Consider the following 20851-nt stretch of genomic DNA (forward strand, 5'->3'; position numbering starts at 1 on the left):
CCAGGTCTCGGGAAGGCGGGAGACCACACGTGAAGGCGCCGGGAAGATTGCTCAGGATACACATTTTGCGCCGGCGACGCCCGCGCAGCGGCACTCAGGCGTGGCCGAACAGCTTGACCAGCAAGCCGAACACGCCGATCAGAATGGCGACACCCGCGAACAGGAACACCAATGTCAGAACAAGGATCAACGGCGCTTTGAGGCGACTGGGTGTCGGCATGATGGAATGTTTGGTAAGGGGCGAGCAAGGTGGTACGCGCCAGATGCGGTCCGCCGTCGCGCATGAAGCATGAGCAGCTTAAAGGCATTCGCTTAATACGCGCTTAAAGTCTAACGCATGCGTCATGAGGCGGAATGTCATCACGGTCGCGCAGTCGCAGATGGATCAAGCTTTGGACGATTGCGTCGAACCATGCGGCCCGCTTCCTGTCACACTGACGATCACCAGACAAGGGCGCAAAGGCCCGCTGCCACGGGCCTTTGCCCTTACGCTTTCGTTGTGTCATCCGCATGACAGCATGGCCGGTACCGCTGATTTCTTTCGCGCCGGCCGCCTCACGAATCACCGTTGCCGCATCCGCCAACCTGCCTGACAGTCCTTTCCAAGGAGTGACACCATGGCTGAAGCAACCTCTCATCCCACGCCGCCGCAAACATTAGACGCCGACACGTTGCGCAACATGGACCGCTACTGGCGAGCCTGCAACTACCTGTCGGCCGGCATGATCTATCTGCGCGACAATCCGCTGCTGCGCGAACCGCTGAAGCCCGAACACATCAAGAACCGCCTGCTGGGCCACTGGGGTTCGGACCCGGGGCAGAGTTTCCTGCTCGTGCATCTGAACCGGCTCATCAAAAAGCTCGATCTGGACATGATCTACGTGGCCGGTCCCGGTCATGGCGCGCCGGCCACGCTGGCTCATTGCTATCTGGAAGGGCACTACTCGGAAATCTACCCCGACCGCAGCGAAGACGAAGCCGGCATGCAGCGTTTTTTCCGGCAGTTTTCGTTTCCCGGCGGCATCGGCTCGCATTGCACACCCGAGACGCCCGGCTCGATTCACGAAGGCGGCGAGCTCGGCTATAGCCTCTCGCACGGCTACGGCGCCGCGTTCGACAATCCCGATCTGATCGTCGCCGTGATGATCGGCGATGGCGAAGCGGAAACCGGCCCGCTCGCCACCTCCTGGCACTCGAACAAATTCCTCAATCCGATCCGCGACGGCGCGGTGTTGCCGGTGCTGCATCTGAACGGCTACAAGATCGCCAATCCGACCATTCTCGCGCGCATTCCCCGCGAGGAGCTCGAAGCTTTGCTGACCGGCTACGGCCACAAACCGTATTTCGTCGAAGGCGACGATCCCGCCGTCATGCATCAGCAGATGGCCGTGACGCTCGAACAGTGCATCGGCGAAATCCGCGCGATCCAGCAGCGTGCGCGTGAAAGCAACGACGCGTCGCGGCCGCGCTGGCCGATGATCGTGCTGCGTTCGCCCAAAGGCTGGACTGGCCCGAAGGAAGTCGACGGACACAAGGTGGAAGGTTCGTGGCGCGCGCATCAGGTGCCCGTGCTCGATCCGGTGACCAACGGCAAAAGCCTGAAGCTGGTGGAAAGCTGGCTGCGCAGTTACGAGCCTGAGACGCTGTTCGACGAAGCAGGGCGCCTCGTGAAAGAACTGCGCGAACTCGCGCCCGTGGGCGCGCGCCGCATCAGCGCCAATCCGCATGCGAACGGCGGCTTGCTCTGCAAGACGCTCGACATGCCGCCGTTTCGCGATTACGCGGTGGCGGTCAAAAAGCCGGGCGGCTCGTACACGTCGCCGACCGAGGTGCTCGGCAAGTTCCTGCGCGACGTGATGCGCAACAACATGACGAACTTCCGCGTGTTCGGCCCCGACGAAACCGCGAGCAACAAGCTGACCGCGATCTATGAAGCGTCGGAAAAAACCTGGCTCGCGCAAACCGAGCCGAGCGACGCGGACGGCGGCGACCTCGCGGCGGACGGCCGCGTGATGGAAATGCTCAGCGAACACACGCTCGAAGGCTGGTTCGAAGGCTATGTGCTGACCGGCCGCCACGGTCTGTTCGCCACGTACGAAGCCTTCGTCCACGTGATCGTTTCGATGTTCAACCAGCACGCCAAGTGGCTGGAGAAGGCCAAGCGCGATCTCGGCTGGCGGCAGCCGGTGCCGTCGATCAATCTGCTGATCACGTCGCTCGTGTGGCGTCAGGATCACAACGGCTTCACGCACCAGGACCCCGGCTTTCTGGATGTCGTCACGAATAAAAGCCCGGACGTGGTGCGTATTTATCTGCCGCCGGACGCGAACTGCCTGTTGAGCGTCGCCGATCATTGCCTGCGTTCGCGTGACTACGTCAACGTGATCGTCGCCGACAAGCAGCCGCACCTGCAGTATCTCGACATGGACTCGGCGGTCACGCATTGCACCAAGGGCATCGGCATCTGGGACTGGGCGTCGACGGATCAGGGCGTCGAGCCGGATGTGGTGATGGCCTGCGCGGGCGACATCGCGACCATGGAGGCGCTCGCCGCCGTGCAGATTCTGAAGGAGCAGTTCGCCGACCTGAAGATCCGCTTTGTCAACGTGGTCGATCTGTTCCGCCTGATGCCCGAGCATGCGCATCCGCACGGTTTGTCCAACCGCGATTTCGATTCGCTGTTCACCGCGACCAAGCCGGTGATTTTCAACTTCCACTCGTATGCGTCGCTGGTTCACAAGCTGACCTATAACCGCACGAATCACGACAACCTGCATGTGCACGGCTATCACGAGAAGGGCAACATCAACACGCCGCTCGAACTGGCGATCATCAACCAGGTCGACCGCTTTTCGCTGGCGATCGACGTGATCGACCGCGTGCCGAAGCTGCGCGGTGTCGGCGACCATGCGAAGGAATGGTTGCGTGGCCAGATCATCGAACATCTGGCTTATGCACATTCCGAAGGCATCGATAAGGAAGAAATCCGCAACTGGACGTGGAAAGGCTGAGCGAGGCATGACCATGCACACTGAAAACAGCGCTGACGATCGAACGATTCTGGTGTTGAACAGCGGTTCGTCGTCGCTGAAGTTCGGGCTGTTCAAGCACGCGGGCGATGACGAATCCCTGTTGCTGGAAGGCAGTGCGGAAGGCATCGGGCGTGACGACGGCAGTTTGCGGATCAAGGCGCCCGATGGCCAGGTGCTGGTGCAGCAGGAGCGCGTACTCGAATCGCAGATCGATGCGTTGCAAAAGCTCGCCCATGTGCTCACGGAGCAGCACCATGCGCGGCCTTCGGCAGTGGGGCATCGGGTGGTGCATGGCGGACCCCATCTGCGCGCGCATCAGCGCATTACCGCCGACGTGCGCCGTCAATTGCATGATGCCGTGCACTTCGCGCCGCTGCATATTCCGCCTGCGCTTGCGTTGATCGACGAGGCCGAGAAGATTTTCGACGACGCGCCGCATTTCGCCTGTTTCGACACGGCGTTTCACGCGACACTGCCGCCGCGCGCGGCACACCTTGCGTTGCCGCGCCGCTATGCGGAAGCCGGTGTGATGCGCTATGGCTTTCACGGTCTCTCGTACGAATCGCTGGTGACGCGGCTCGGCGCCGACTTGCCGGCGCGCGCCGTGTTCGCGCATCTCGGCAACGGTTCGAGCGTGTGCGCGTTGCGCGACGGCCAATCGATCGATACGTCGATGGGTTTGACGCCGACCGGCGGCGTGCCGATGGGCACACGCAGCGGCGATCTCGACCCAGGCGTGCTGCTGTATCTGATGCGCGTGGAGAAGCTCGACGCCGGCGCATTGGAGACGCTGCTGAATCGCCAGAGCGGCCTCGCCGGTTACGCGGATGGCGAAAGCGATATGCAAGCTCTGGAAAAACGCGCAGCAGCGGGCGATGCCAATGCGTCACTCGCGCTCGATGCGTTCGCGACCGCCGTGCGCAAGACGATCGGCGGCTATGCGGCGTTGCTGGGCGGAATCGATTTGCTGGTGTTTACCGGCGGCATCGGCGAGCACAGCGGAGAGATTCGCAGGCGCGTGTGCGACGGGCTGGCTTTCATGGGGCTAACGGAAAGCGATCCGGCGGGCAAGGTGAGGGCGATTCACACCGAAGAGGAAAAGCAGATCGCGCGGCATTGCCGCATGCTGCTGCGGCAAACGCAGACCGGCTGACCTTCACCTTGCCTTGACGACGGTGTGATCCGACACGCCCGTTACGCCGAACAGGCGTGTCACGTCTTCGAGCGCCGCGGTGCGTTGCTGATCGCGTTGCAGTTCGCCGCGCAGCGTGATGCGGCCGCGCGAGACGTGGACTTTCACGGCGTGTTCGGGGACCGCGGCGTCCCAGGCGAGACGCCGGGTCGCCTCCGCGGCGATCTGCGCGTCGCTCAGGCGTGCGCCGCCTGCCTTGTGGTTCGCTGCACGGGTGTAGGGCATGGAGTTCTCCGCGGCACTGATGCGTATGGGGAGAACACTAGCAGAAGTGGCGAATTTTGCATTCGGCGGCGGCAGTGGTGACATCGCGCTACCGCCGCCTGCAAAACCCTGCGTCAGCAAGCGCTACTGAATCGCGCCCGCCAACACCTGCGCCGTCGCGGCCGACAAGGTCCAGCCCAGATGTCCATGCCCGGTGTTGTAGAACACGCCGCGCCGTTTGCCGCGGCCCACCTTGGGCAACATGCTCGGCAGCATCGGCCGCAAGCCCGCCCACGGAATCACGCGCGAGGTCGACACCTCGGGGAAATAACGCCGCGTCCAGTCCACCAGCCGCGCGATGCGGTCCGAACGGATATCGCGGTTGAAGCCGTTGATCTCCGCCGTGCCGGCCACGCGAAAACGATCCACGCCGAGCCGGCTCGTGACGATCTTCGCGCTGTCGTCGAGCAGGCTCACCCACGGCGCGTGCTGCTGGCTGAGTTCGTCTTCGAGACAGACGGTGATCGAATAGCCTTTGACAGGGTAGATGTTCACGTGATCGCCCAGCATCGAGGCGAAATCGCGGCTCTTCACGCCCGCGCACACGACGATCCGCTCGAACGCGAACCGCTGCGACTCGCCTTCGAGATCGACCGTCAGCGTAAAGCGGCCCTCCGCCGGCTGCTCGATCGACGTGATCTGCGCATCGTAATGAAACTCGACGCCGTGCCGCACGCACGCCTGAGCGAGGCCGCGCGTGAACTTGTGAATATCGCCGGTCGAATCGGATGGTGTGAAAAAGCCGCCGTAAAAATCGCCGTGCAGCGTGGGCTCGATGCCATGCAGCTCGCTCGCCGTCACCGGATTGCGGTCGAGCCCGCCTTCGCGCAGCAGTTCGTTCACCTTGCTCGCGGCGTCGAATTCCTTGCGGGTCTTGTAGATGTGCAGAATGCCGCGCCGCTCCAGATCGAAGTCGATGCCTTCGGTCTCGGCGATCGAAAACAGATGTTCGCGCGCGGCAATCGCGAGCCGCACGGTTTCAACCGTGTTCGTCCGGTAGTGCGGAATCTCGCGCAGGAATTCGCCCATCCACGAGTACTTGTGCCAGGTGGGCGCGGGGTTGAGCAGCAAGGGGGCGTCGCGCGTGAGCATCCAGCGCAGGCCTTTCATGACGGTGGCCGCGCTGTTCCAGACTTCGGCATTGCTGGCGGACAACTGGCCGCCGTTGGCGAACGAGGTCTCCATCGCCGCATAGCGATGGCGCTCGAAGACGGTGACGTGGTGGCCGCGCTGAGCGAGGGCGTGAGCGGTCGTGACGCCGGTAATGCCGGCGCCGATAATGGCGATTCGTGACATGACATGGTCCAGAGTAGTTGAGCATCACCGGTGTCGATTTCGTGTCGAAACCGGCGTCGATGCCCCATCTGTCCATGTACCTGAGAGTTTCTTCCCCGCGGCAGCCGGGCCCGATGCGAGCCGTGTGCGGGGAATCCCCTTCGGTGGGCGCACAGGGTAGTCCAGTGCGCCGCTCTCCAGATGTTCCTGCTGCGCGGTCCTTTTGCCTGAGAGTTTCCGGGGCGGTTGCTCCGTCGGCGTCGTCACGAACGTCTGACGATCTCTCCCGCGCTTGCATTGCAGAACGGCTCGACAATACCGTTCAAAAAATTTCACCGCAAGTCTTTCCTGCTATGCACTGCGCAAGCGGCGGTCTGAAACTGCTTGAGTGGAGATGAAGGCGGGACATGCGTCGCTACGAATTTTCGGGCCCGTATGTCGCGCCGGAATGGCCGGCATCGGCTATATTTGGCGGCACCGCCCAACCTTCATTTGCAGAGGAGAATGACGTGCCCGCTTTCCCAACGCTGCTCGCCTTCGGTCTGGTCTCGCTCGGCATGGTGCTCACGCCGGGGCCGAACATGATCTATCTGATCTCGCGATCGCTCTGCCAGGGGCGGCGCGCGGGCCTCGTTTCGCTCGGCGGTGTCGCGCTCGGCTACGTGTTCTACATGTTCTGCGCCGCGTTCGGCATCACGGCGCTGCTGTTGACGGTGCCGTACGCGTACGACGCGTTGCGCTTCGGCGGCGCGCTCTATCTGCCGTATCTGGCGTGGCAGGCGGTCAAGCCGGGCGGCCGTTCGCCGTTCCAGGTCCGCGATCTGCCGCACGACAGCCGCCGCAAGCTGTTCACCATGGGCCTCGTCACCAACCTCGCGAACCCGAAGATCGCGGTGATGTATCTGTCGCTGCTGCCGCAATTCATTTCGCCGGGGCACGGCAGCGTGCTTGCGCAGTCCATTGCGCTTGGCTGCGTGCAGATCGTCATCAGCGTGACGGTGAATGCGCTGATCGCAAGCATGGCGGGTTCGATCGCCGTGTTTCTCGCCGGCCGTCCGGTGTGGCTGCTGGTGCAGCGCTGGCTGATGGGCACCGTGCTCGCCGGACTCGCGGTACGCATCGCGTTCGATTCGCGTCGTTGATTCGCTTCAGACGCGCTATCCGTTGCCCGATGAGCCAGACGCGGCACCCGAGCCTCTGAACACCCAGCCGTTGAACAGCGCCCCGCAGAGCATCAACGCGCTGGTGATGAGGAACACCGCCTGCATGCCGAAATGCGCGCCGGCAAAGCCGCCCGCGAGCGGACCCGCCACCTGGCCCGCGTAATTCGCCGAAGTCGCATAACCGAGAATGTAGCCGGCCGAGCGGTCGGGCACGTTGTGGCGGATCACGCTCGTGATCGACGGCAGCAGGCCGGCCAGCGCCAAGCCCATCAGAAAGCGCAGCGCCACCAGTTGCCAGCCGCTCGTGACGAACGCCTGCGGCACCAGCAAGGCCGCGCACACGGCGAGACACACCACGATCACCCTGGGCGCGCCGATGCGGTCGGCCAGACGCCCCACACGCGAAGCCGCCAGCACGCTGCCCAACGCCGACGCCGACATCACGAAGCCGGACACCAGCGTGACGTGCCTTGCGTCGTGCACCAGTTGGGCGACGTACACGGTGATGATCGGCTCGATCGACATGTTGGCGAACATCAGCAAGCCGGAGGTGAACAGCATTGCCAGCACCGGCCGCAGGTCGGGCACGCTGGCCCAGCCGGTCGCCGCGTCCGCTGCGTGCGCCTTGCCGCCCTTGCGCTCGACCGGTTGCTCCTTGACGAGCAGCGTGGTCGCGATGAACGCGCAGAAGATCATCGCGCCGGCAATGAAAAACGTGTTGCGGATACCGATCAGCGGCGGCAGCGCGCCGCCCACCAGCGGGCCGACGAGACTGCCCGCCATCACGCCCGAAGCCAGCGTGCCGAGCGCCCATCCGGTGCGTGAGCGCGGCGTCTGCGTGGCGATCATCACGGTCGCACCCGATGCATAGCCGCCGACGAGACCCGCCAGAAACCGCAGCCCCACCAGTTGCCAGACATTTTGCGCGAGCCCGAGCAAGGACATCACGATGGCCATGCCGAGGCTCGCGCGAATCAGGATCAGCTTGCGTCCGTAGCGGTCGGCCATGCGTCCCCACAGCGGCGACACCAGCGCGGCGGCGAGGAACGTCGCACCGAACGCGACGCCGGACCACTGCACGGCGGCCGCGGCCGAATGGACGCCGAGCTGTTGCACATAGAGCGGCAGGAAGGGCAGCAGCAACGTCATCGCGACGATGGTCGTGAACGAGCCGAACAGGCAGACATAGAGATTGCGCTGCCAGTGCGGCGCGCCGTCGGTGGAAGTGGCTGAACTCATCGAGGCAGGATGGGAGGCGGGCGAATGACGTCGGGCCGCGGGCGCGGCGAAAAACCGATTGTGCCTGAGAGCGGGCAATCGGGCCGGTGAAGCGGGCAGGGGCGCGGCCGATCAATGGGTCATCGAGCGATGCAGCGAGCGCAAGCCGAAAACAGTTAGCCGGCGCAGTCTGGTGCCGTCTCGGACAATTGCCGGTCGTGAATCCTGGTATGCTGACTGTTCATCATTGGCCGCGCACCACGCGCGCCCCCGCATTTCTTATCTCGAACACAAAGGTACGCCCATGTCCGACTTTCCCATCGACAATCCGTTTCTCGAATCGCTCGGCGTTCGTCTCACGCAATGGCGCGATGGCTACGCCGAACTGCTGATGCCGATCGATGCGAGCAAGCTCAATCGGCAGGGCGTGCTGCAAGGCGGCGCGATCGCGACGCTGCTCGATGCGGCGGCGGGCTACGCCGGACTCTTTGCGGCAAGCGGCGAGCCGGCACGGCATGCTTTCACGCTGTCGCTGACCACCAATTACCTCGACAAGGGACTCGGCGAATCGGTCACCGCGAAGGGTTTTCTGGAGCGCGCGGGCCGTTCGATTTTCTTCTCGCGCGGCGAGGCCTGGGTGGACGGCAAGCTGCTGATTGCCAGCGCGCAGGGCACGTTCAAGTATTCACGGACGACTTGAGCCGTAGCGACCAGTCTGCACGCTCGTCATAGCGCCTTGTACATGATGGTGGTCGCATCGTACTCGTGGCTATGCGTGCCGCGCGCATAGCCCGGGATCACGCCGGCCGTCCGATAACCCAGGCCGGTATAAAGCGGCTCGGCGTGGTCGCCGGTGCGGGTGTCGAGCGTGAGCAGGCTGCGCTGCAACCCATGCGCATGGCGTTCGAGTTCGGTCATCAGCGCCCTCGCGATGCCCTGACGGCGGAACGCGGGATGGACCAGCAGCTTGCGCACCTCGGCGCGATGCCGCTGATTCGGCATCGTGTCGTAGTCGAGTTGCACGGTGCCCGCGATCGTCTCCCCTTGACGCGCGACCAACAGCACCAGCCCGCCGGCACGCAGCGAAGACAGCACTTTGCCGTTCCAGAACGCTTCACTCTCGTCGACGGCACACGGCATGACGAAGCCGACGCTGGCGCCGTCATGCACACAGGCGCGCAGCAGTGCGCCGAGTTCGGGAAGATGGCGCACGAGGTCGTCGGCGGTGAATTGGGTGATGGTGGTCTTGCTCATGCTCTGGCTCACACGATGAAGAGAATGTAGCGGGCCGCGCTATGCGCGGGCGTCACGAAAGCGCTGGGCCCGAACAGTTGATAGCGCAGGCAGTCGCCCGGTTGCAGATCGTGGCTCTGGCCGTCGACGGTGATCTGCAACTGCCCTTCGAGCAGGATCAGATGATGTTCGAGACCGGGCCGCGGCGACGCGTCGTAGGTGATGCGCACGCCCGCGTCGAGTTCGCATTCCAGCGCTTCGCCGCTCAGCGCCTGCGCGGGCGGCGACACGGAGCGCCGCCGGAAGCCGATGCTGGCGTCGGTCCAGAGCGGCTGGGCGTCGCGCGGCACGAGCGGCGCAAAGTCTTCTTCGACCATATGCATGAGGCGCGACATCGGCAGGCCGTACGCGACGCAGAGCTTGCCGAGCACGCTCGCCGTCGGGCTCACGGCGGCGTTTTCGAGGCGTGACAGCGTCGCGCGGCTGACGCCGCTGAGTTTGGCGAGCTCGTCGAGCGACCAGTTGCGTTCGGCGCGCAGCGCACGTAGCCGCTGCGCGATGCGGCGGTCGATGGCGTTGTCGTCGGAGAGTGTGTTTTCCATATTAGGGAAATTATCTCTAATATGGAAAATCGTCAACAACGAAAAAATGCACGGGCCCGGCGGCTCCGCTTACGCGTGCCGGTTCATGCGCAGCGCCGACGTGTCGTAAAGGGACGAGCGAACGCGCTCGATCAACGCGCCTTTCACGCTTGCAGCGGGTGTGGCGACACGCTCGAGAGCATCCACAGATAACGCCCGCTCGACTCATGCCACCGGAGCTTCACGCGCGCCTTTCCGTAGCGGAGATTCATACACCTGCGCGGCCTGGGCCGTTTATCATAGTGCCCACAAACCAGAAAGCGCCGCCCGGCTGTGCAGCGGTAAAGCACATCATTTACGAGACCCGGCGGCTCATGCCGCGACATCATCTATGAACTCCACTCCCGACGCTTTTTCCCGTCCTTCGATCCGCGCGTTGACCTTGCTTGAAGGACGCGTGCTCGGCGTGCTCGTCGAAAAGCAGCACACGGTGCCGGACAGCTATCCGCTCTCGCTCAACGCGCTGACTTTAGGCTGCAACCAGAAAACCGGCCGCACGCCGGTGATGAACGCCACGGAAGCCGAGGTGCTGACCGCCGTCGACGGATTGAAACGGCTCAGCCTCGTGATGGAAGGCAGCAGCAGCCGCGTGCCGCGTTTCGAACACAACATGAATCGCGTGTTGGGGCTGCCGAGCCAGTCGGCGGCGTTGCTCACCACCTTGCTGCTGCGCGGTCCGCAAACCGCGGCCGAATTGCGCCTGAACAGCGCGCGTCTGCATGGCTTCGCGGATATCTCGTCGGTCGAGGCATTTCTCGACGAACTCGCGGCCAACGACCCGCCACGCGTCGTGAAACTTGCCCGCGTGCCGGGCGAGCGCGAAAACCGCTGGACGCATCTGCTGTGCGGTGAAGTGAGCGCAAGCGAGTTGGCGCAGCCGGGTGAGGAAGACGATTCGGTGCCGCTGTCCGCATTCGAAGCGGTCAAGGCCGAACAGAAGCGTCTCGCGGATGAAGTCAGCCGGCTGCAGGCCGTAGTCCGCCGCATGGCAGCGGAGTTGGGGATCGACGCCAGCGACCTCACCGCAGGCGAATAAAGCCGTCAACCATGACGCAAAACATTTACGACGATCCGGCCTTTTTCGAGAACTACAGCCAATTGGGCCGCTCGCAACAGAGGCTCGCCGGCGCGCCCGAATGGCCGGCTTTGCGCGCGCTGCTGCCGCCCATGCACGGCTTGCGGGTGGTCGATCTCGGCTGCGGCTATGGCTGGTTCTGCCGCTGGGCGCGTGAGGCGGGCGCAGCCTCGGTGCTCGGCGTCGACGTATCGGAGAAGATGCTCGAACGCGCCCGCGCGGGTTCGAGCGATGCGGCTCTCACGTATGCGCGCGCCGATCTCGAACAGCTCGACTTGTCGCCGGCAGCCTTCGATCTCGCGTATAGCTCGCTCGCGTTTCACTACATCGAAAATCTGCGCGGCTTGCTCGACCACGTGCATCGCGCGCTGGTGCCGGGCGGGCGGCTGGTGTTCTCGATTGAGCATCCGATCTTCATGGCGCCACAGCAGCCCGGCTGGTCAATCGACGCGAATGGCCGCAAACAGTGGCCGATCGACAGTTATCAACTGGAAGGCCCGCGCGTCAGCAACTGGCTGGCCGAGGGCGTCGTCAAGCAGCACCGCACCATCGGCACGCTGCTCAATCATCTGATCGGCGCGGGCTTCACGATTGCCCATGTCGACGAGTGGGGACCAACGGAGGCGGACCTCGCCGCGCGCCCCGAACTCGCGGAAGAACGCGAACGCCCGATGATAATGCTGGTGTCCGCCACGCGTTGAATTCACGCATTAGTTGTCGCGGTTGCGCTGCCGATCCGCTGACAGCGTTCGCTGCGTGCGATAGAAAACGCGCGGAGGCACGTTAGGCGAATCTTCGGCGAGCCGGTCGAGCTCGTCGCGGATCGCGGTGAGGTAGTGGCCGTCGCGCGCATCGGCATCGCCCGCGAAAATCGCTTCGAGCCTGCGGCGCACCGCGCCATAGCGCGCGCCGGCCGCACGATGCTTTTCGGCGCGCTCCGCGTAGCGCAGGAACGTTTGCAGCGCGGCCGAGACCGCGGCCGTCACGCTCACGAAGCCGATGAAAATCCTGAGTCCCGGCGAAACTGCGGACAAATTCAGCGATGCGAACACCGCCGTGCCGACGAAAGCGGTGAGGGCGGTCACCAGCCAGCCGACCTGGCGGTCGCGCGCCGACAGCAGGTCGGCCATGTCGTAATGGCTCATCTGGGATTCGCGCGCGCGCCGGATCCATTTCAGCAGAAGCTGGTTCTCGTCGACCGGCGGCTCGTAGGCAGGCAGATTCTTCATGTTGCTCGTCAGGGCTGTTCGGTTGCGCAAGCTTAGCGCATGCGTCTGACGATACTGTGCCACATGAAGCCGGCGACCCGCGTTCCGGTCGCGCGATAGTGGTCTTTATGCCGGTGCCGCTGCCAGTTCCGTCGCCGATGCCGCTTGCCGCGCCACACCGAAGCGCTCGCTATGCGCCTTGCCGTTCAGGTAAAAATCACCGATCGCGGCCTCGCGAATGATCGCGGGATTGTGCGACGCCAGCACGCGAGCATTGCGCCAGTAGCGATCGAAGCGGCGCGTCTCGCTGGTCGCCGACGCCCCGCCCACTTCGAACAGCAGCGTCGCGGCTTGCAGCGTCTGCTCGATGGCGATCTGTTGCGCCTGGAAGGTCTGGATGTCCAGGTTGATGTACGTCTGTTCGCTGGTGCGGCCTTCATGCCGGGCGACCGAGACATCGTCGATGGCGCGCGCAAGCGACGCGCTGATGCTCTGCGTCGAGTAAGCCAGGCTCGCGAGGCGACCGACCACGCGATGCACGAGCGGATTGTCACGCGGACTCGATTCGCCCGGCACACCGAACGTGCGGGTCCTGGCTTGTGTGAACGCGACCGCATCGCGCAACGCCGCGCGGCTGATCCCCGCGAGATTCGCGACATGCAGCGCCTGGTAGTAAGCCGTGAGCAGGCTGTTGCGACGCGGCTCGGAGGCGTTATAGCGACGGTAGAGGTTGTCGTGCGAAACCGGCACATGCGTGAAGCGCGCCGTGCCGCTGCCCGTGAGCCGTTGCCCGAAACCATCCCAATCGTCGATGCGTTCGAGGCCCGGCGCGTCGGCTTTGACGAGCACGCGCACGTCGCTCTGGCCGTCGTGCGCGGTGACGTCCACCCAGTCCGCGTAGAGCGTGCCTGTGGTGTAGTACTTCTCGCCGTCCAGATGCCATGCGCCGTTGGTTTGCGTGAGACGCACGCTGTTGTTGGTGACGCTGGAGCGCTCGGACACCGCGCCACCGACGATCTGACCTTGCGCTATCCGCGTGAGCCAGCGGTCGCGCAGCGATTCGTCGTCTTGTTCCAGCAGCGACTCGATAAAGCCACCATGCACGCGCAGGATTTGCGGCAGATTCGAATCCGCCTCGCCCAGGCGCGTCACCAGCGCGAAGAACTGCGCGAGCGAGATGCCTTCACCGCCGTATTGCCTCGGCACGCGCAGTTTGGTGTAGCCCGCTTCGCGCAGCCACTCGACGGGCGCATAAGCGAGTTCGCGATGCTGCTCGCGTTCGACCGCGCCCTCGGCGATACGCGCGAAAACCGGCGCGAAGCGACGGGTCAGCGGGTCGTCGCCGAAAAGTTGCGCGGCGTCGGCGATGCTGTGATCGGGATTCGTTGATTGAACTGCGGACATGGGTTCTCCGAAACGGGGTGCGCGTGAGGCGCAATCAGAGAACGGTAAGGGACGCGGCAGGGTGCTAGCAACCAAGTATTTGGCCGATTCTTAGCAGCAGGAGTGAAATGGTCCAGGCGCTTGCCACGGCAAGGCGCGCGGCTTATTTCAATCCTGCCACTGCGCGCCTGCGCGCCAGCAATCGCACGGCAAGCAGACACACGCCCATCACGGTCAACGACAACACCGTCGTCATGGTGCCCAGCGCGTAGATCACCGGCGTGGTCACCGACGTGGTGAGGCCCTGCAACTCCAGCGGCAAAGTGTTCTGATCGCCGATCGCCTGGGAAGTGCGGGCAATCTCGTCCCATGAGAGCGTGAAGCCGAACATGGCGACGCCCACTACCGACGGACCGATGATAGGCAGCACCACGTGCCGGAAACTCTGCCACGGCGTTGCGCCCAGATCGCGCGACGCTTCTTCGTAAGCCGGATTGAAGCGGTTGAACACCGCGAACATGACCAGCAAACCGAACGGCAGCGTCCATGTCAGATGTGCGCCGAGTGCGGACGTGAAGAGGCCCATCGAAGTGGTGTAACTGTCAGCGAAAGACTGATAGCCCCACGCGGAGGCGAAGTACTTCACGCCGTTATCCAGCAGACGGAACGTCAGGCCGATGCCGAGCGAAACGATAATGGACGGCATGATCAGACTGGCCACGGAGACATAAAACACCGCTGTATCGCCGCGAAATTTTCGGCGAAACGCGAGGCCCGCCGCGACGGAAAACAGCACCGTCAGCACCGTGACCGCCAACGCGAGCCGCACGGAGCGCCCGAACGCGCCCCAGATGTCGACATCGCCCACACCGTCGCGCAGCATCGCGAACCAGTGCAGCGACACACCTCGCATCGGAAACGTGAGGCCGCCCTCGGGGCCCTGAAACGACAGAATGAAAATGGTGATCACCGGTCCGTAGAGAAACAGCACGAATAGGCCGAACAGCAGCGCGAGCCAATAGAAACTCGCCGGACGGCGCTCCCGATGTTTGACGCGAATGGCCTGCATCTTCACAGCTCCTTGCGAATGTCGACGACCCGCGTCAAACCCCACACGATCATCAGCACCACGGCGAGCAGCATGATCGCGTTGGCGGCTGCTGCGGGAAATTGCAGGTAGCCGGTTTGCACCTGAATGATCTTGCCCACCGACGCGATCTGCTGGCCGCCCATCACGCCGACGGTCAGGAAATCGCCCATCACGATCGTGATGACGAAGATCGAACCGATCACGATGCCGGTTTTCGACAGCGGCAGGACCACGTCGCGCACCACTTGCCAGCCGCTCGCACCGGCATCGCGCGCGGCTTCGAGGAGCGAGCGGTCGATACGCATCATCGCGTTGAAGACCGGCACGATCATGAAGAACGTGTAGAGGTGAACGAAAGCGAGCACCACCGAAAAGTTCGAGTACAGCAGCCATTCCAGCGGCTGATCGATCACGTGCGTGCCGAGCAGGGCCTGATTCACGAGACCGTTGCGCCCGAGCAGCGGCATCCACGAAATCATGCGGATCACGTTCGAAGTCCAGAACGGAATCGTGCAGACGAGGAACAGCACGGTCTGCATGCTCGTGGTGCGCACATGGAAGGCGAGGAAGTAGGCGATCGAAAACCCCAGCAGCAAGGTCACCGCCCACACGATCGCGCAGAACTTGAGCGTCGACCAGTACGTCTTGAAGGTGACGCAGACATCCGTCAGCGACGAACAGCCGTTGAAGATCGCCGCGTAGTTCTTCAACGTAAATGCAGGAATGATCTGGTATTCGTTGAAGTCCCAGAAACTGACGATCAGCGTGATGACCAGCGGCACGATGAAAAACAGCAGGAAGGTCAGCGAGAGCGGCGTCGCCTGTAACCACGCCGGCGCTCGGCGGTGTTTGACGGGCTCGTCCTGCGCGTGGGAGGGAAGGTCGATCGTTGCCATGGGCATGTTTCTAAGGAATGACTATGCGTTGATTCGGACAGGTGGTGACAGCCGGCGTGTCGCGTGCCGGCTGTCATATCGAACCACGGCGCCGATCAAGCCGCGATGAACTCGTTCCACTTCTGGACCATGTAGATGTTTTCGTCCATCACCGCGTTCCAGCAGGCAATCGCGCCCATACGCTGGTTGTACGAGCCGCCGTCACGCACGGTACCGGTCTTTTCGAGCAACTGGCCGTCCGGCGCCTTGATGTCCTGCGCGGCCGGTTTGCCCTCGATCCAGTAGTCCCACTCGTAGGGCTGCATGTGCGTCTTCGCGGTCTCCAGCACGCCAGAGTAGTAGCCCTGACGCATCAGGTACGCCCCCGCCCAGCCGTCCTGGAACCAGTTGACGAACTCGTAGGCGGCGTCGAGCTTCTTGCCTTGCAACGAGCGCGGGAAACCGAAGCCCGACGCCCACGAGCGATAGCCTTCCTTGAGCGGCTGGAATTTACAGGCGACACCCATGGTGCGGACTTTCGTCACGGCAGGCGACCACATCGACTGGATCACCACTTCGCCCGAGGCCATCAGGTTCACGCTCTCGTTGAAGTCCTTCCAGAATGCGCGGAACTGGCCGGCGCGCTTTGCTTCGATCAGGATCTTGATGGTCTGGTCGATCTCGGCTTTGGTCATGTTGCCTTTGTCGCCGTATTTCATGTGACCCATCGCCTCGATCGCCATGGCCGAGTCCATGATGCCGATCGCGGGGATGTTCAACAGTGCGGCCTTGCCCTTGAACTGCGGATTGAGCAGTTCCGCCCAACTGTCGACGGGCCGTTTGATCAGGTCGGGCCGAATGCCGAGCGTGTCCGCGTTGTATGTCGTGGGAATCAGCGTCATCCACTCGGTCGGCGTGGCGGAGAATTCCGTGGAACGCGGGCCGGTGAGAAACATGACCTTCTTCGGCGCCGTGCCTTGATCGCCGATCTTTTTGCCGTTGACTTCGCCGCGCGTGAGCACTGGCGTGATCTTGTCGGCGAGCTTGATTCGCTTTGCGTCCATGCCGGCCAGCGTGCCCGCCGGAATCAGCTTCTTGAGCGCGAAGTATTCGGTGTCGACGATGTCGAACGAGTTCGGCTGGGTGATGATGCGTTTGGCGACGTCGTCGGTGGTTACCGGCACGTATTGAATCTCGATGCCGGTGTCTTCCTTGAATTTCTTCGCGATGTCGGCGCTCTGGTTGACCGCCGTGCCGAGGTAGCGCAACGTGATTTTTTCCTGCGCGTGCACGTACGGAAAACCGGCAATGCCGGCCGCCGCCACCGCGCCCTTGATGAACGTGCGGCGCGACAGGCCTTTTTCCTTCACATCCGTTGCGGCCGCTGCCGGGCTTTCGTTCGCTTCACTCATTGCTTTCTCCTCAGTTGACGTTCGTTTGACGTTCGGTTATCGGCTGGCTGATGCGCGAAATTCAATACTCAGGCTGCGAGCGGATGCGCGTCCCGCTCCTCCCACCAGACCACCACGCGCGCCTCGGGACCGAGCCGCGTCGGGTCGTAATCGCCGTCGCTCACGAGCGAGACCAGTTCGGGCGAGCCGTCGAGCGGATCGAGCGTCACGCGTAGATGCGTGCCCTGATATTCGGCTTCACGCACTGTGCAAGGCACGCCGCCGATGCGCGTCAAGCCGTTGTCGCCGCTCGCGGTCTGCACCGGCGTAATGCCATGCGGCACGATGCGCAGATGATCGGCGCGCACGGTAAACGACCGGCCGTTGCTATTGAAGACGTTGTGGCCGCCGAGAAAGCGCGCGACGAATTCGGTGCGCGGACGATTGAACACTTCGTGCGGCGTGCCGCTTTGCTCGATACGGCCATGGCTCATCACCACGACGAGATCGGCCAGCGCCATCGCTTCTTCCTGCGAATGCGTAACGTGTACGAAGGTAATGCCGAGTTCCTTCTGCCAGCGCTTGAGTTCGGCGCGCATCTGCACGCGCAGGAACGGGTCGAGCGCGGAGAGCGGTTCGTCGAGCAACAGGCAGCCCGGCCGGTTCAGCAACGCGCGGGCGAGCGCGACACGTTGTTGCTGGCCGCCGGATAGCTGCGCCGGTTTGCGTTCGCCATACGCCGACATGGCGACCAGTTCGAGCAACTCAGCGGCGCGCTTGCGCCGTACGTCTTTGACGATGCCGCGCATCTTCAGGCTGAACGCAACGTTGTCGAGCGCGCTCAGATGCGGAAACAGCGCGTAGTTCTGGAACACCATGGCCGTGCCGCGAGCAGCGGGCTCGGCGCGCGTGACGTTGCGGCCGGCAATCAGAATGTCACCTTCGGTGACCGATTCATGCCCGGCGATCATGCGCAAGGTCGAGGTCTTGCCGCATCCCGACGGCCCGAGCAGGCAGCAGTACTGGCCGCCGGCGATGCGCAGATCGATCGCGTCGACGGCGAGCGAGTCGCCATATTGCTTCGACACGTGCACCAGTTCGATGTCGGCGGCTTTGGTTTCGAGCACCGTTGAAGCAGGCTGAATCATGAAGAGGTGTCCTCGTGAACGACGAAAAAGCGGCGAAGAAGCGGCGAAGAAGCGGCGAAGAAGCGACGCAGAGCAAGGCGCACGAAAACCAATGCCGCGCCTGATCGACGCCAAGCAAATGCAAGACATGTGCCATCGTTCGCATCGCGAGGTTGACGAATTGCCGACGCGCCGGTGTGCTTAACGTCTACGAGTTGGCTCACATATTGCAAACGATCTGCAGCGTCGATCGTTAGCGATTTAACGATTCTTTTTGCGCGATCACGGTGCGTGCCGGGTCCGTCGCGGGGCATGAACTGGCCATTCCGGTTCATGCGCTGCTGCGGCCAGGCGCTTTTCCTTACCCACGGCTTCTTCAAATGAACGACACACGGAACATGCCCGCTGCAGAGAACCGCGCGCGTCAATTGCTCGCCACGCATGGCCGCTTCGCGTACCGCCCGATCACCGACAGCGACGCGTACCGCTGGCCTGGCGGCAGCGGCCTCGCGGTTTATCTGGGCTTCAACATCGAGCACTTTGCCTTTGGGGAAGGGCTCGGCGCCGCGCTCGGTCCGGTCTCGCCGCAGCCGGATGTGCTGAACCATAGCTGGCGCGAGTACGGCAATCGCGTCGGTGCGTGGCGCTGCATCGAACTGTTCGATCAACTTGAGTTGCCCGCGGGCACGCTCATCAACACCGCGCTCTACGATCATTGCCCGGAGTTGATCGCAGCCTGCGTGGCGCGCGGCGACGAACTGATCGGGCACGGCCACACGAATGCGCATCGCCAGAGCGATCTCGACGAAACCAGCGAGCGTGAGCTGCTTCTGCATTGCCGCGAACGGATCGCGGAAGTGTCCGGCACAGCGCCGCACGGCTGGCTTTCGCCGTGGATTTCGGAGTCGCACTTGACGCCTGATCTGCTCGCCGAGACCGGCTACCGCTATACGCTGAACTGGTGTCACGACGATCGTCCCGTGCGAATGGCCACGCGCGGTGCGCCGCTGTGGTCGATCCCATATCCGCAGGAACTCAACGATCTGCCGATGATGGTGGGCCGCCATATGGATGGCCGTGCCTTCGCCGATATGATCATCGATCAGTTCGACGAGATGCTCGAACAGGCCAATCGCGGCGCGCAGCCGCAGGCACTCGTGATGGGTATCGCACTGCACCCGTATCTGGTCGGGCAGCCGTATCGCTTGCGGCATCTGCGCCGCGCGCTCGAACATATCGCCGCGGCACGCGCCCGAGGCGACGCGTGGATCACCACGCCGGGCGCGATTGCGAATTATATGGACGTGCTGGAGCGGGACGGTATCGTGCGCCCGGCCATTGCGTGAGCCCGAAAGCCGGCGTGGCCACCGCAAAGAAAGTCGTGAAAGACGACGCGGATCAAGACGCACGCATCTACCAGTCGATTTTCGACGGCGTGCTGAATCATCGTCTGACGCCGGGCACGAAGCTGCCGGAGCCCGAGTTGTGCCAGTTGTTCGGCGTGGGCCGCGCGGTGGTGCGGCGCGTGCTGGAAAAGCTCGCGTATGACGGCATCGTCGTGTTGCGCCCGAACAAGGGCGCGGTGATCGCCGAACCCACGCCCGAGGAAACGCGCGAGATCTTCGAGGCGCGACGCTCCGTCGAACGGATGCTGGTCGAGCTGGCCGTGCAGCGCGCGAACGCCAAAGACATCAAGGCATTGCGTCAACAGCTCGCGAGCGAACATGAAGCGATGCATCGCTTCGACCAGCCTTCGTGGGCGACGCTCGCCAGCGGTTTTCATATGCGCATCGCCGCGCTGGCGCGCAACTCGATTCTGCAAAACTACCTGAAGGAACTGGTCTCGCGCTGCTCGCTGATCGTCGGCGTGTATGAACCGCCGGGGCATGCGCCGTGCGAACACGCGGAGCATGCGGCAATCGTCGATTGCATCGAGGCGCGCGATGCAGCGGGCGCGATCGCGCATATGGAAGCGCATCTGCGCGACCTCGAAGAACGCATCGAAACCTCGCGGATGCGCGGCGAAAAAAGCCTCGGCCAGTTGCTCGGCATCACCGCATCAGCGACTCCCAACTAGGCGGCGGACATGGAAATCGACTTCGAAGCGATCACCGAATATCAACGTTACAAGCTGATGGCGAGCCTGATCGTGCCGCGTCCGATCGCACTCGTCACCACGCTCGGTGCGGACGGCACGATCAACGCCGCGCCGTTCTCGATGTTCAATATGCTCGGCGAGGAGCCGCCGATCGTGATGATCAGCGTCAACCGCGTGGCCGACGGCACGCTGAAGGACACGGCGGTAAATATCGTGCGCACCGGCGAGTTCGTGGTGCATCTCGCGGACGAAGCGATCGCCGGGAAAATGCACCGCTGCGGAGAACGATTGCCGCCGAATGTAAGCGAGCTTGCCGAGGTCGGCTTGACGCCGGTGCCGAGCTCGCATGTCAAGCCGCCGCGCATCGCCGAAGCGCCGGTCGCGTTCGAGTGCACGACATGGGAGACGCTGGAGACGACGAGCCGGCAGATTTTCATCGGACGCGTGCACCGGTTGCACGCGCGGGACGAGTTGATCGACACGGAAACGTGGCGCGTGCGCTTGCAACACTATTTCCCGGTGGGCCGCTTCGGCGCGAGCGACTATGTGACGACGCGGGATCGCTTCACGTTAGAGTGACGCGTCA

22 protein-coding genes and 1 riboswitch are annotated in these 20851 nt (G+C 63.4%); of the genes, 9 read left to right on the forward strand and 13 right to left on the reverse strand.

Features of this window, described 5'->3' with window-relative positions:
- Positions 1 to 94: 94 nt before the first annotated feature.
- Complete coding sequence (locus P0D96_RS17675) at positions 95 to 220, reverse strand: hypothetical protein (RefSeq protein ID WP_408180155.1); 126 nt, start codon at positions 218 to 220, stop codon at positions 95 to 97.
- Between the two features lie 397 nt (positions 221 to 617).
- Between P0D96_RS17675 and P0D96_RS17680 the strand changes: the two genes are divergently transcribed.
- Together P0D96_RS17680 and P0D96_RS17685 are read left to right on the forward strand one after the other, a co-directional pair.
- Positions 618 to 3011, forward strand: coding sequence for a phosphoketolase family protein (locus P0D96_RS17680; protein WP_408314550.1), 2394 nt, complete (start codon positions 618 to 620; stop codon positions 3009 to 3011).
- Positions 3012 to 3024: 13 nt separating this feature from the next.
- Complete coding sequence (locus P0D96_RS17685; protein ID WP_408314592.1) at positions 3025 to 4185, forward strand: acetate/propionate family kinase; 1161 nt, start codon at positions 3025 to 3027, stop codon at positions 4183 to 4185.
- 3 nt (positions 4186 to 4188) lie between these two features.
- On the opposite strand, the gene P0D96_RS17690 is transcribed toward P0D96_RS17685, so the two are convergent.
- Complete coding sequence (locus P0D96_RS17690) at positions 4189 to 4449, reverse strand: BON domain-containing protein (RefSeq protein WP_408314552.1); 261 nt, start codon at positions 4447 to 4449, stop codon at positions 4189 to 4191.
- 123 nt (positions 4450 to 4572) lie between these two features.
- The gene (locus P0D96_RS17695) at positions 4573 to 5784 is read right to left on the reverse strand and encodes a D-amino acid dehydrogenase (protein WP_408314554.1); all 1212 of its coding nucleotides are present in this window, start codon (positions 5782 to 5784) and stop codon (positions 4573 to 4575) included.
- A 184-nt stretch (positions 5785 to 5968) separates the two neighbouring features.
- A riboswitch (glycine riboswitch) is annotated at positions 5969 to 6062 on the reverse strand.
- Positions 6063 to 6272: 210 nt separating this feature from the next.
- Here P0D96_RS17695 and P0D96_RS17700 point away from each other — a divergent pair.
- Positions 6273 to 6905 (forward strand): LysE family translocator, encoded by a 633-nt coding sequence (locus tag P0D96_RS17700; protein WP_408314556.1) that lies wholly within the window; start codon positions 6273 to 6275, stop codon positions 6903 to 6905.
- Positions 6906 to 6920: 15 nt separating this feature from the next.
- On the opposite strand, the gene P0D96_RS17705 is transcribed toward P0D96_RS17700, so the two are convergent.
- The gene (locus P0D96_RS17705) at positions 6921 to 8165 is read right to left on the reverse strand and encodes an MFS transporter (protein ID WP_408314557.1); all 1245 of its coding nucleotides are present in this window, start codon (positions 8163 to 8165) and stop codon (positions 6921 to 6923) included.
- A gap of 283 nt (positions 8166 to 8448) precedes the next feature.
- Here P0D96_RS17705 and P0D96_RS17710 point away from each other — a divergent pair, with 283 nt between their 5' ends.
- Entirely contained in the window at positions 8449 to 8844 is a 396-nt protein-coding gene (locus P0D96_RS17710; protein WP_408255127.1) for a PaaI family thioesterase, read from the forward strand.
- Positions 8845 to 8870: 26 nt separating this feature from the next.
- Here P0D96_RS17710 and P0D96_RS17715 read toward each other — a convergent pair whose 3' ends face one another.
- Both P0D96_RS17715 and P0D96_RS17720 read right to left on the reverse strand, forming a co-directional pair.
- Complete coding sequence (locus P0D96_RS17715) at positions 8871 to 9398, reverse strand: GNAT family N-acetyltransferase (protein WP_408314558.1); 528 nt, start codon at positions 9396 to 9398, stop codon at positions 8871 to 8873.
- 8 nt (positions 9399 to 9406) lie between these two features.
- Positions 9407 to 9979, reverse strand: coding sequence for a helix-turn-helix domain-containing protein (locus P0D96_RS17720; protein ID WP_408314559.1), 573 nt, complete (start codon positions 9977 to 9979; stop codon positions 9407 to 9409).
- Between the two features lie 370 nt (positions 9980 to 10349).
- Between P0D96_RS17720 and P0D96_RS17725 the strand changes: the two genes are divergently transcribed.
- Positions 10350 to 11054: a YceH family protein gene (locus tag P0D96_RS17725; protein ID WP_132377236.1), complete on the forward strand. Its 705-nt coding sequence runs from the start codon at positions 10350 to 10352 to the stop codon at positions 11052 to 11054.
- A gap of 11 nt (positions 11055 to 11065) precedes the next feature.
- Positions 11066 to 11794 carry a class I SAM-dependent methyltransferase gene (locus tag P0D96_RS17730; protein ID WP_408314561.1) on the forward strand — a complete coding sequence of 243 codons (729 nt, stop codon included), beginning with the start codon at positions 11066 to 11068 and terminating at the stop codon, positions 11792 to 11794.
- Between the two features lie 9 nt (positions 11795 to 11803).
- Here the strand turns inward: P0D96_RS17730 and P0D96_RS17735 are convergent, their stop codons facing one another.
- From P0D96_RS17735 to P0D96_RS17765, 7 genes are all read right to left on the reverse strand, one after another.
- Positions 11804 to 12322 carry an SLATT domain-containing protein gene (locus P0D96_RS17735; RefSeq protein ID WP_132377235.1) on the reverse strand — a complete coding sequence of 173 codons (519 nt, stop codon included), beginning with the start codon at positions 12320 to 12322 and terminating at the stop codon, positions 11804 to 11806.
- A 105-nt stretch (positions 12323 to 12427) separates the two neighbouring features.
- Positions 12428 to 13705: an acyl-CoA dehydrogenase family protein gene (locus P0D96_RS17740; protein WP_408285813.1), complete on the reverse strand. Its 1278-nt coding sequence runs from the start codon at positions 13703 to 13705 to the stop codon at positions 12428 to 12430.
- Between the two features lie 142 nt (positions 13706 to 13847).
- Positions 13848 to 14753, reverse strand: a complete 906-nt coding sequence (locus P0D96_RS17745) for an ABC transporter permease (RefSeq protein ID WP_408285814.1) — start codon at positions 14751 to 14753, stop codon at positions 13848 to 13850.
- Between the two features lie 2 nt (positions 14754 to 14755).
- The gene (locus P0D96_RS17750) at positions 14756 to 15670 is read right to left on the reverse strand and encodes an ABC transporter permease (protein WP_408314563.1); all 915 of its coding nucleotides are present in this window, start codon (positions 15668 to 15670) and stop codon (positions 14756 to 14758) included.
- Between the two features lie 95 nt (positions 15671 to 15765).
- Positions 15766 to 17061 carry an ABC transporter substrate-binding protein gene (locus tag P0D96_RS17755; protein ID WP_408314565.1) on the reverse strand — a complete coding sequence of 432 codons (1296 nt, stop codon included), beginning with the start codon at positions 17059 to 17061 and terminating at the stop codon, positions 15766 to 15768.
- Positions 17062 to 17129: 68 nt separating this feature from the next.
- Complete coding sequence (locus tag P0D96_RS17760) at positions 17130 to 18188, reverse strand: ABC transporter ATP-binding protein (RefSeq protein WP_408314567.1); 1059 nt, start codon at positions 18186 to 18188, stop codon at positions 17130 to 17132.
- Complete coding sequence (locus P0D96_RS17765; protein WP_408314568.1) at positions 18185 to 18502, reverse strand: hypothetical protein; 318 nt, start codon at positions 18500 to 18502, stop codon at positions 18185 to 18187. Before P0D96_RS17765 ends, P0D96_RS17760 begins: the two co-directional genes overlap by 4 nt.
- 45 nt (positions 18503 to 18547) lie before the next feature.
- On the opposite strand from P0D96_RS17765, the gene P0D96_RS17770 reads away from it, so the two are divergent.
- The 3 genes from P0D96_RS17770 to P0D96_RS17780 are packed head-to-tail and all read left to right on the forward strand — an operon-like array spanning position 18548 to position 20844.
- On the forward strand, positions 18548 to 19513 hold the full coding sequence (locus P0D96_RS17770; protein ID WP_408314569.1) for a polysaccharide deacetylase family protein: 966 nt from the start codon (positions 18548 to 18550) through the stop codon (positions 19511 to 19513).
- A complete protein-coding gene (locus tag P0D96_RS17775; RefSeq protein WP_132377228.1) occupies positions 19510 to 20244 on the forward strand; it encodes a GntR family transcriptional regulator in 735 nt (244 codons plus the stop codon). Before P0D96_RS17770 ends, P0D96_RS17775 begins: the two co-directional genes overlap by 4 nt.
- Before the next feature lie 9 nt (positions 20245 to 20253).
- Positions 20254 to 20844, forward strand: coding sequence for a flavin reductase family protein (locus P0D96_RS17780; RefSeq protein WP_408255102.1), 591 nt, complete (start codon positions 20254 to 20256; stop codon positions 20842 to 20844).
- Positions 20845 to 20851: the final 7 nt, after the last annotated feature.

It is taken from the genome of Paraburkholderia sp. RL17-347-BIC-D (assembly GCF_046027915.1).
GTDB lineage: Bacteria > Pseudomonadota > Gammaproteobacteria > Burkholderiales > Burkholderiaceae > Paraburkholderia.

What these genes read in the sequence shown, in the direction of transcription:
- P0D96_RS17705 (WP_408314557.1), bottom strand. Translation starts at nt 8,165, where the DNA reads ATGAGTTCAGCCACTTCCACCGACGGCGCGCCGCACTGGCAGCGCAAT.
- P0D96_RS17710 (WP_408255127.1), top strand. Translation starts at nt 8,449, where the DNA reads ATGTCCGACTTTCCCATCGACAATCCGTTTCTCGAATCGCTCGGCGTT.
- P0D96_RS17740 (WP_408285813.1), bottom strand. Translation starts at nt 13,705, where the DNA reads ATGTCCGCAGTTCAATCAACGAATCCCGATCACAGCATCGCCGACGCC.
- P0D96_RS17725 (WP_132377236.1), top strand. Translation starts at nt 10,350, where the DNA reads ATGAACTCCACTCCCGACGCTTTTTCCCGTCCTTCGATCCGCGCGTTG.
- P0D96_RS17755 (WP_408314565.1), bottom strand. Translation starts at nt 17,061, where the DNA reads ATGAGTGAAGCGAACGAAAGCCCGGCAGCGGCCGCAACGGATGTGAAG.
- P0D96_RS17745 (WP_408285814.1), bottom strand. Translation starts at nt 14,753, where the DNA reads ATGCAGGCCATTCGCGTCAAACATCGGGAGCGCCGTCCGGCGAGTTTC.
- P0D96_RS17715 (WP_408314558.1), bottom strand. Translation starts at nt 9,398, where the DNA reads ATGAGCAAGACCACCATCACCCAATTCACCGCCGACGACCTCGTGCGC.
- P0D96_RS17690 (WP_408314552.1), bottom strand. Translation starts at nt 4,449, where the DNA reads ATGCCCTACACCCGTGCAGCGAACCACAAGGCAGGCGGCGCACGCCTG.
- P0D96_RS17720 (WP_408314559.1), bottom strand. Translation starts at nt 9,979, where the DNA reads ATGGAAAACACACTCTCCGACGACAACGCCATCGACCGCCGCATCGCG.
- P0D96_RS17730 (WP_408314561.1), top strand. Translation starts at nt 11,066, where the DNA reads ATGACGCAAAACATTTACGACGATCCGGCCTTTTTCGAGAACTACAGC.
- P0D96_RS17765 (WP_408314568.1), bottom strand. Translation starts at nt 18,502, where the DNA reads ATGAACCGGAATGGCCAGTTCATGCCCCGCGACGGACCCGGCACGCAC.
- P0D96_RS17780 (WP_408255102.1), top strand. Translation starts at nt 20,254, where the DNA reads ATGGAAATCGACTTCGAAGCGATCACCGAATATCAACGTTACAAGCTG.
- P0D96_RS17760 (WP_408314567.1), bottom strand. Translation starts at nt 18,188, where the DNA reads ATGATTCAGCCTGCTTCAACGGTGCTCGAAACCAAAGCCGCCGACATC.
- P0D96_RS17750 (WP_408314563.1), bottom strand. Translation starts at nt 15,670, where the DNA reads ATGGCAACGATCGACCTTCCCTCCCACGCGCAGGACGAGCCCGTCAAA.
- P0D96_RS17695 (WP_408314554.1), bottom strand. Translation starts at nt 5,784, where the DNA reads ATGTCACGAATCGCCATTATCGGCGCCGGCATTACCGGCGTCACGACC.
- P0D96_RS17675 (WP_408180155.1), bottom strand. Translation starts at nt 220, where the DNA reads ATGCCGACACCCAGTCGCCTCAAAGCGCCGTTGATCCTTGTTCTGACA.
- P0D96_RS17735 (WP_132377235.1), bottom strand. Translation starts at nt 12,322, where the DNA reads ATGAAGAATCTGCCTGCCTACGAGCCGCCGGTCGACGAGAACCAGCTT.
- P0D96_RS17685 (WP_408314592.1), top strand. Translation starts at nt 3,025, where the DNA reads ATGCACACTGAAAACAGCGCTGACGATCGAACGATTCTGGTGTTGAAC.
- P0D96_RS17770 (WP_408314569.1), top strand. Translation starts at nt 18,548, where the DNA reads ATGAACGACACACGGAACATGCCCGCTGCAGAGAACCGCGCGCGTCAA.
- P0D96_RS17680 (WP_408314550.1), top strand. Translation starts at nt 618, where the DNA reads ATGGCTGAAGCAACCTCTCATCCCACGCCGCCGCAAACATTAGACGCC.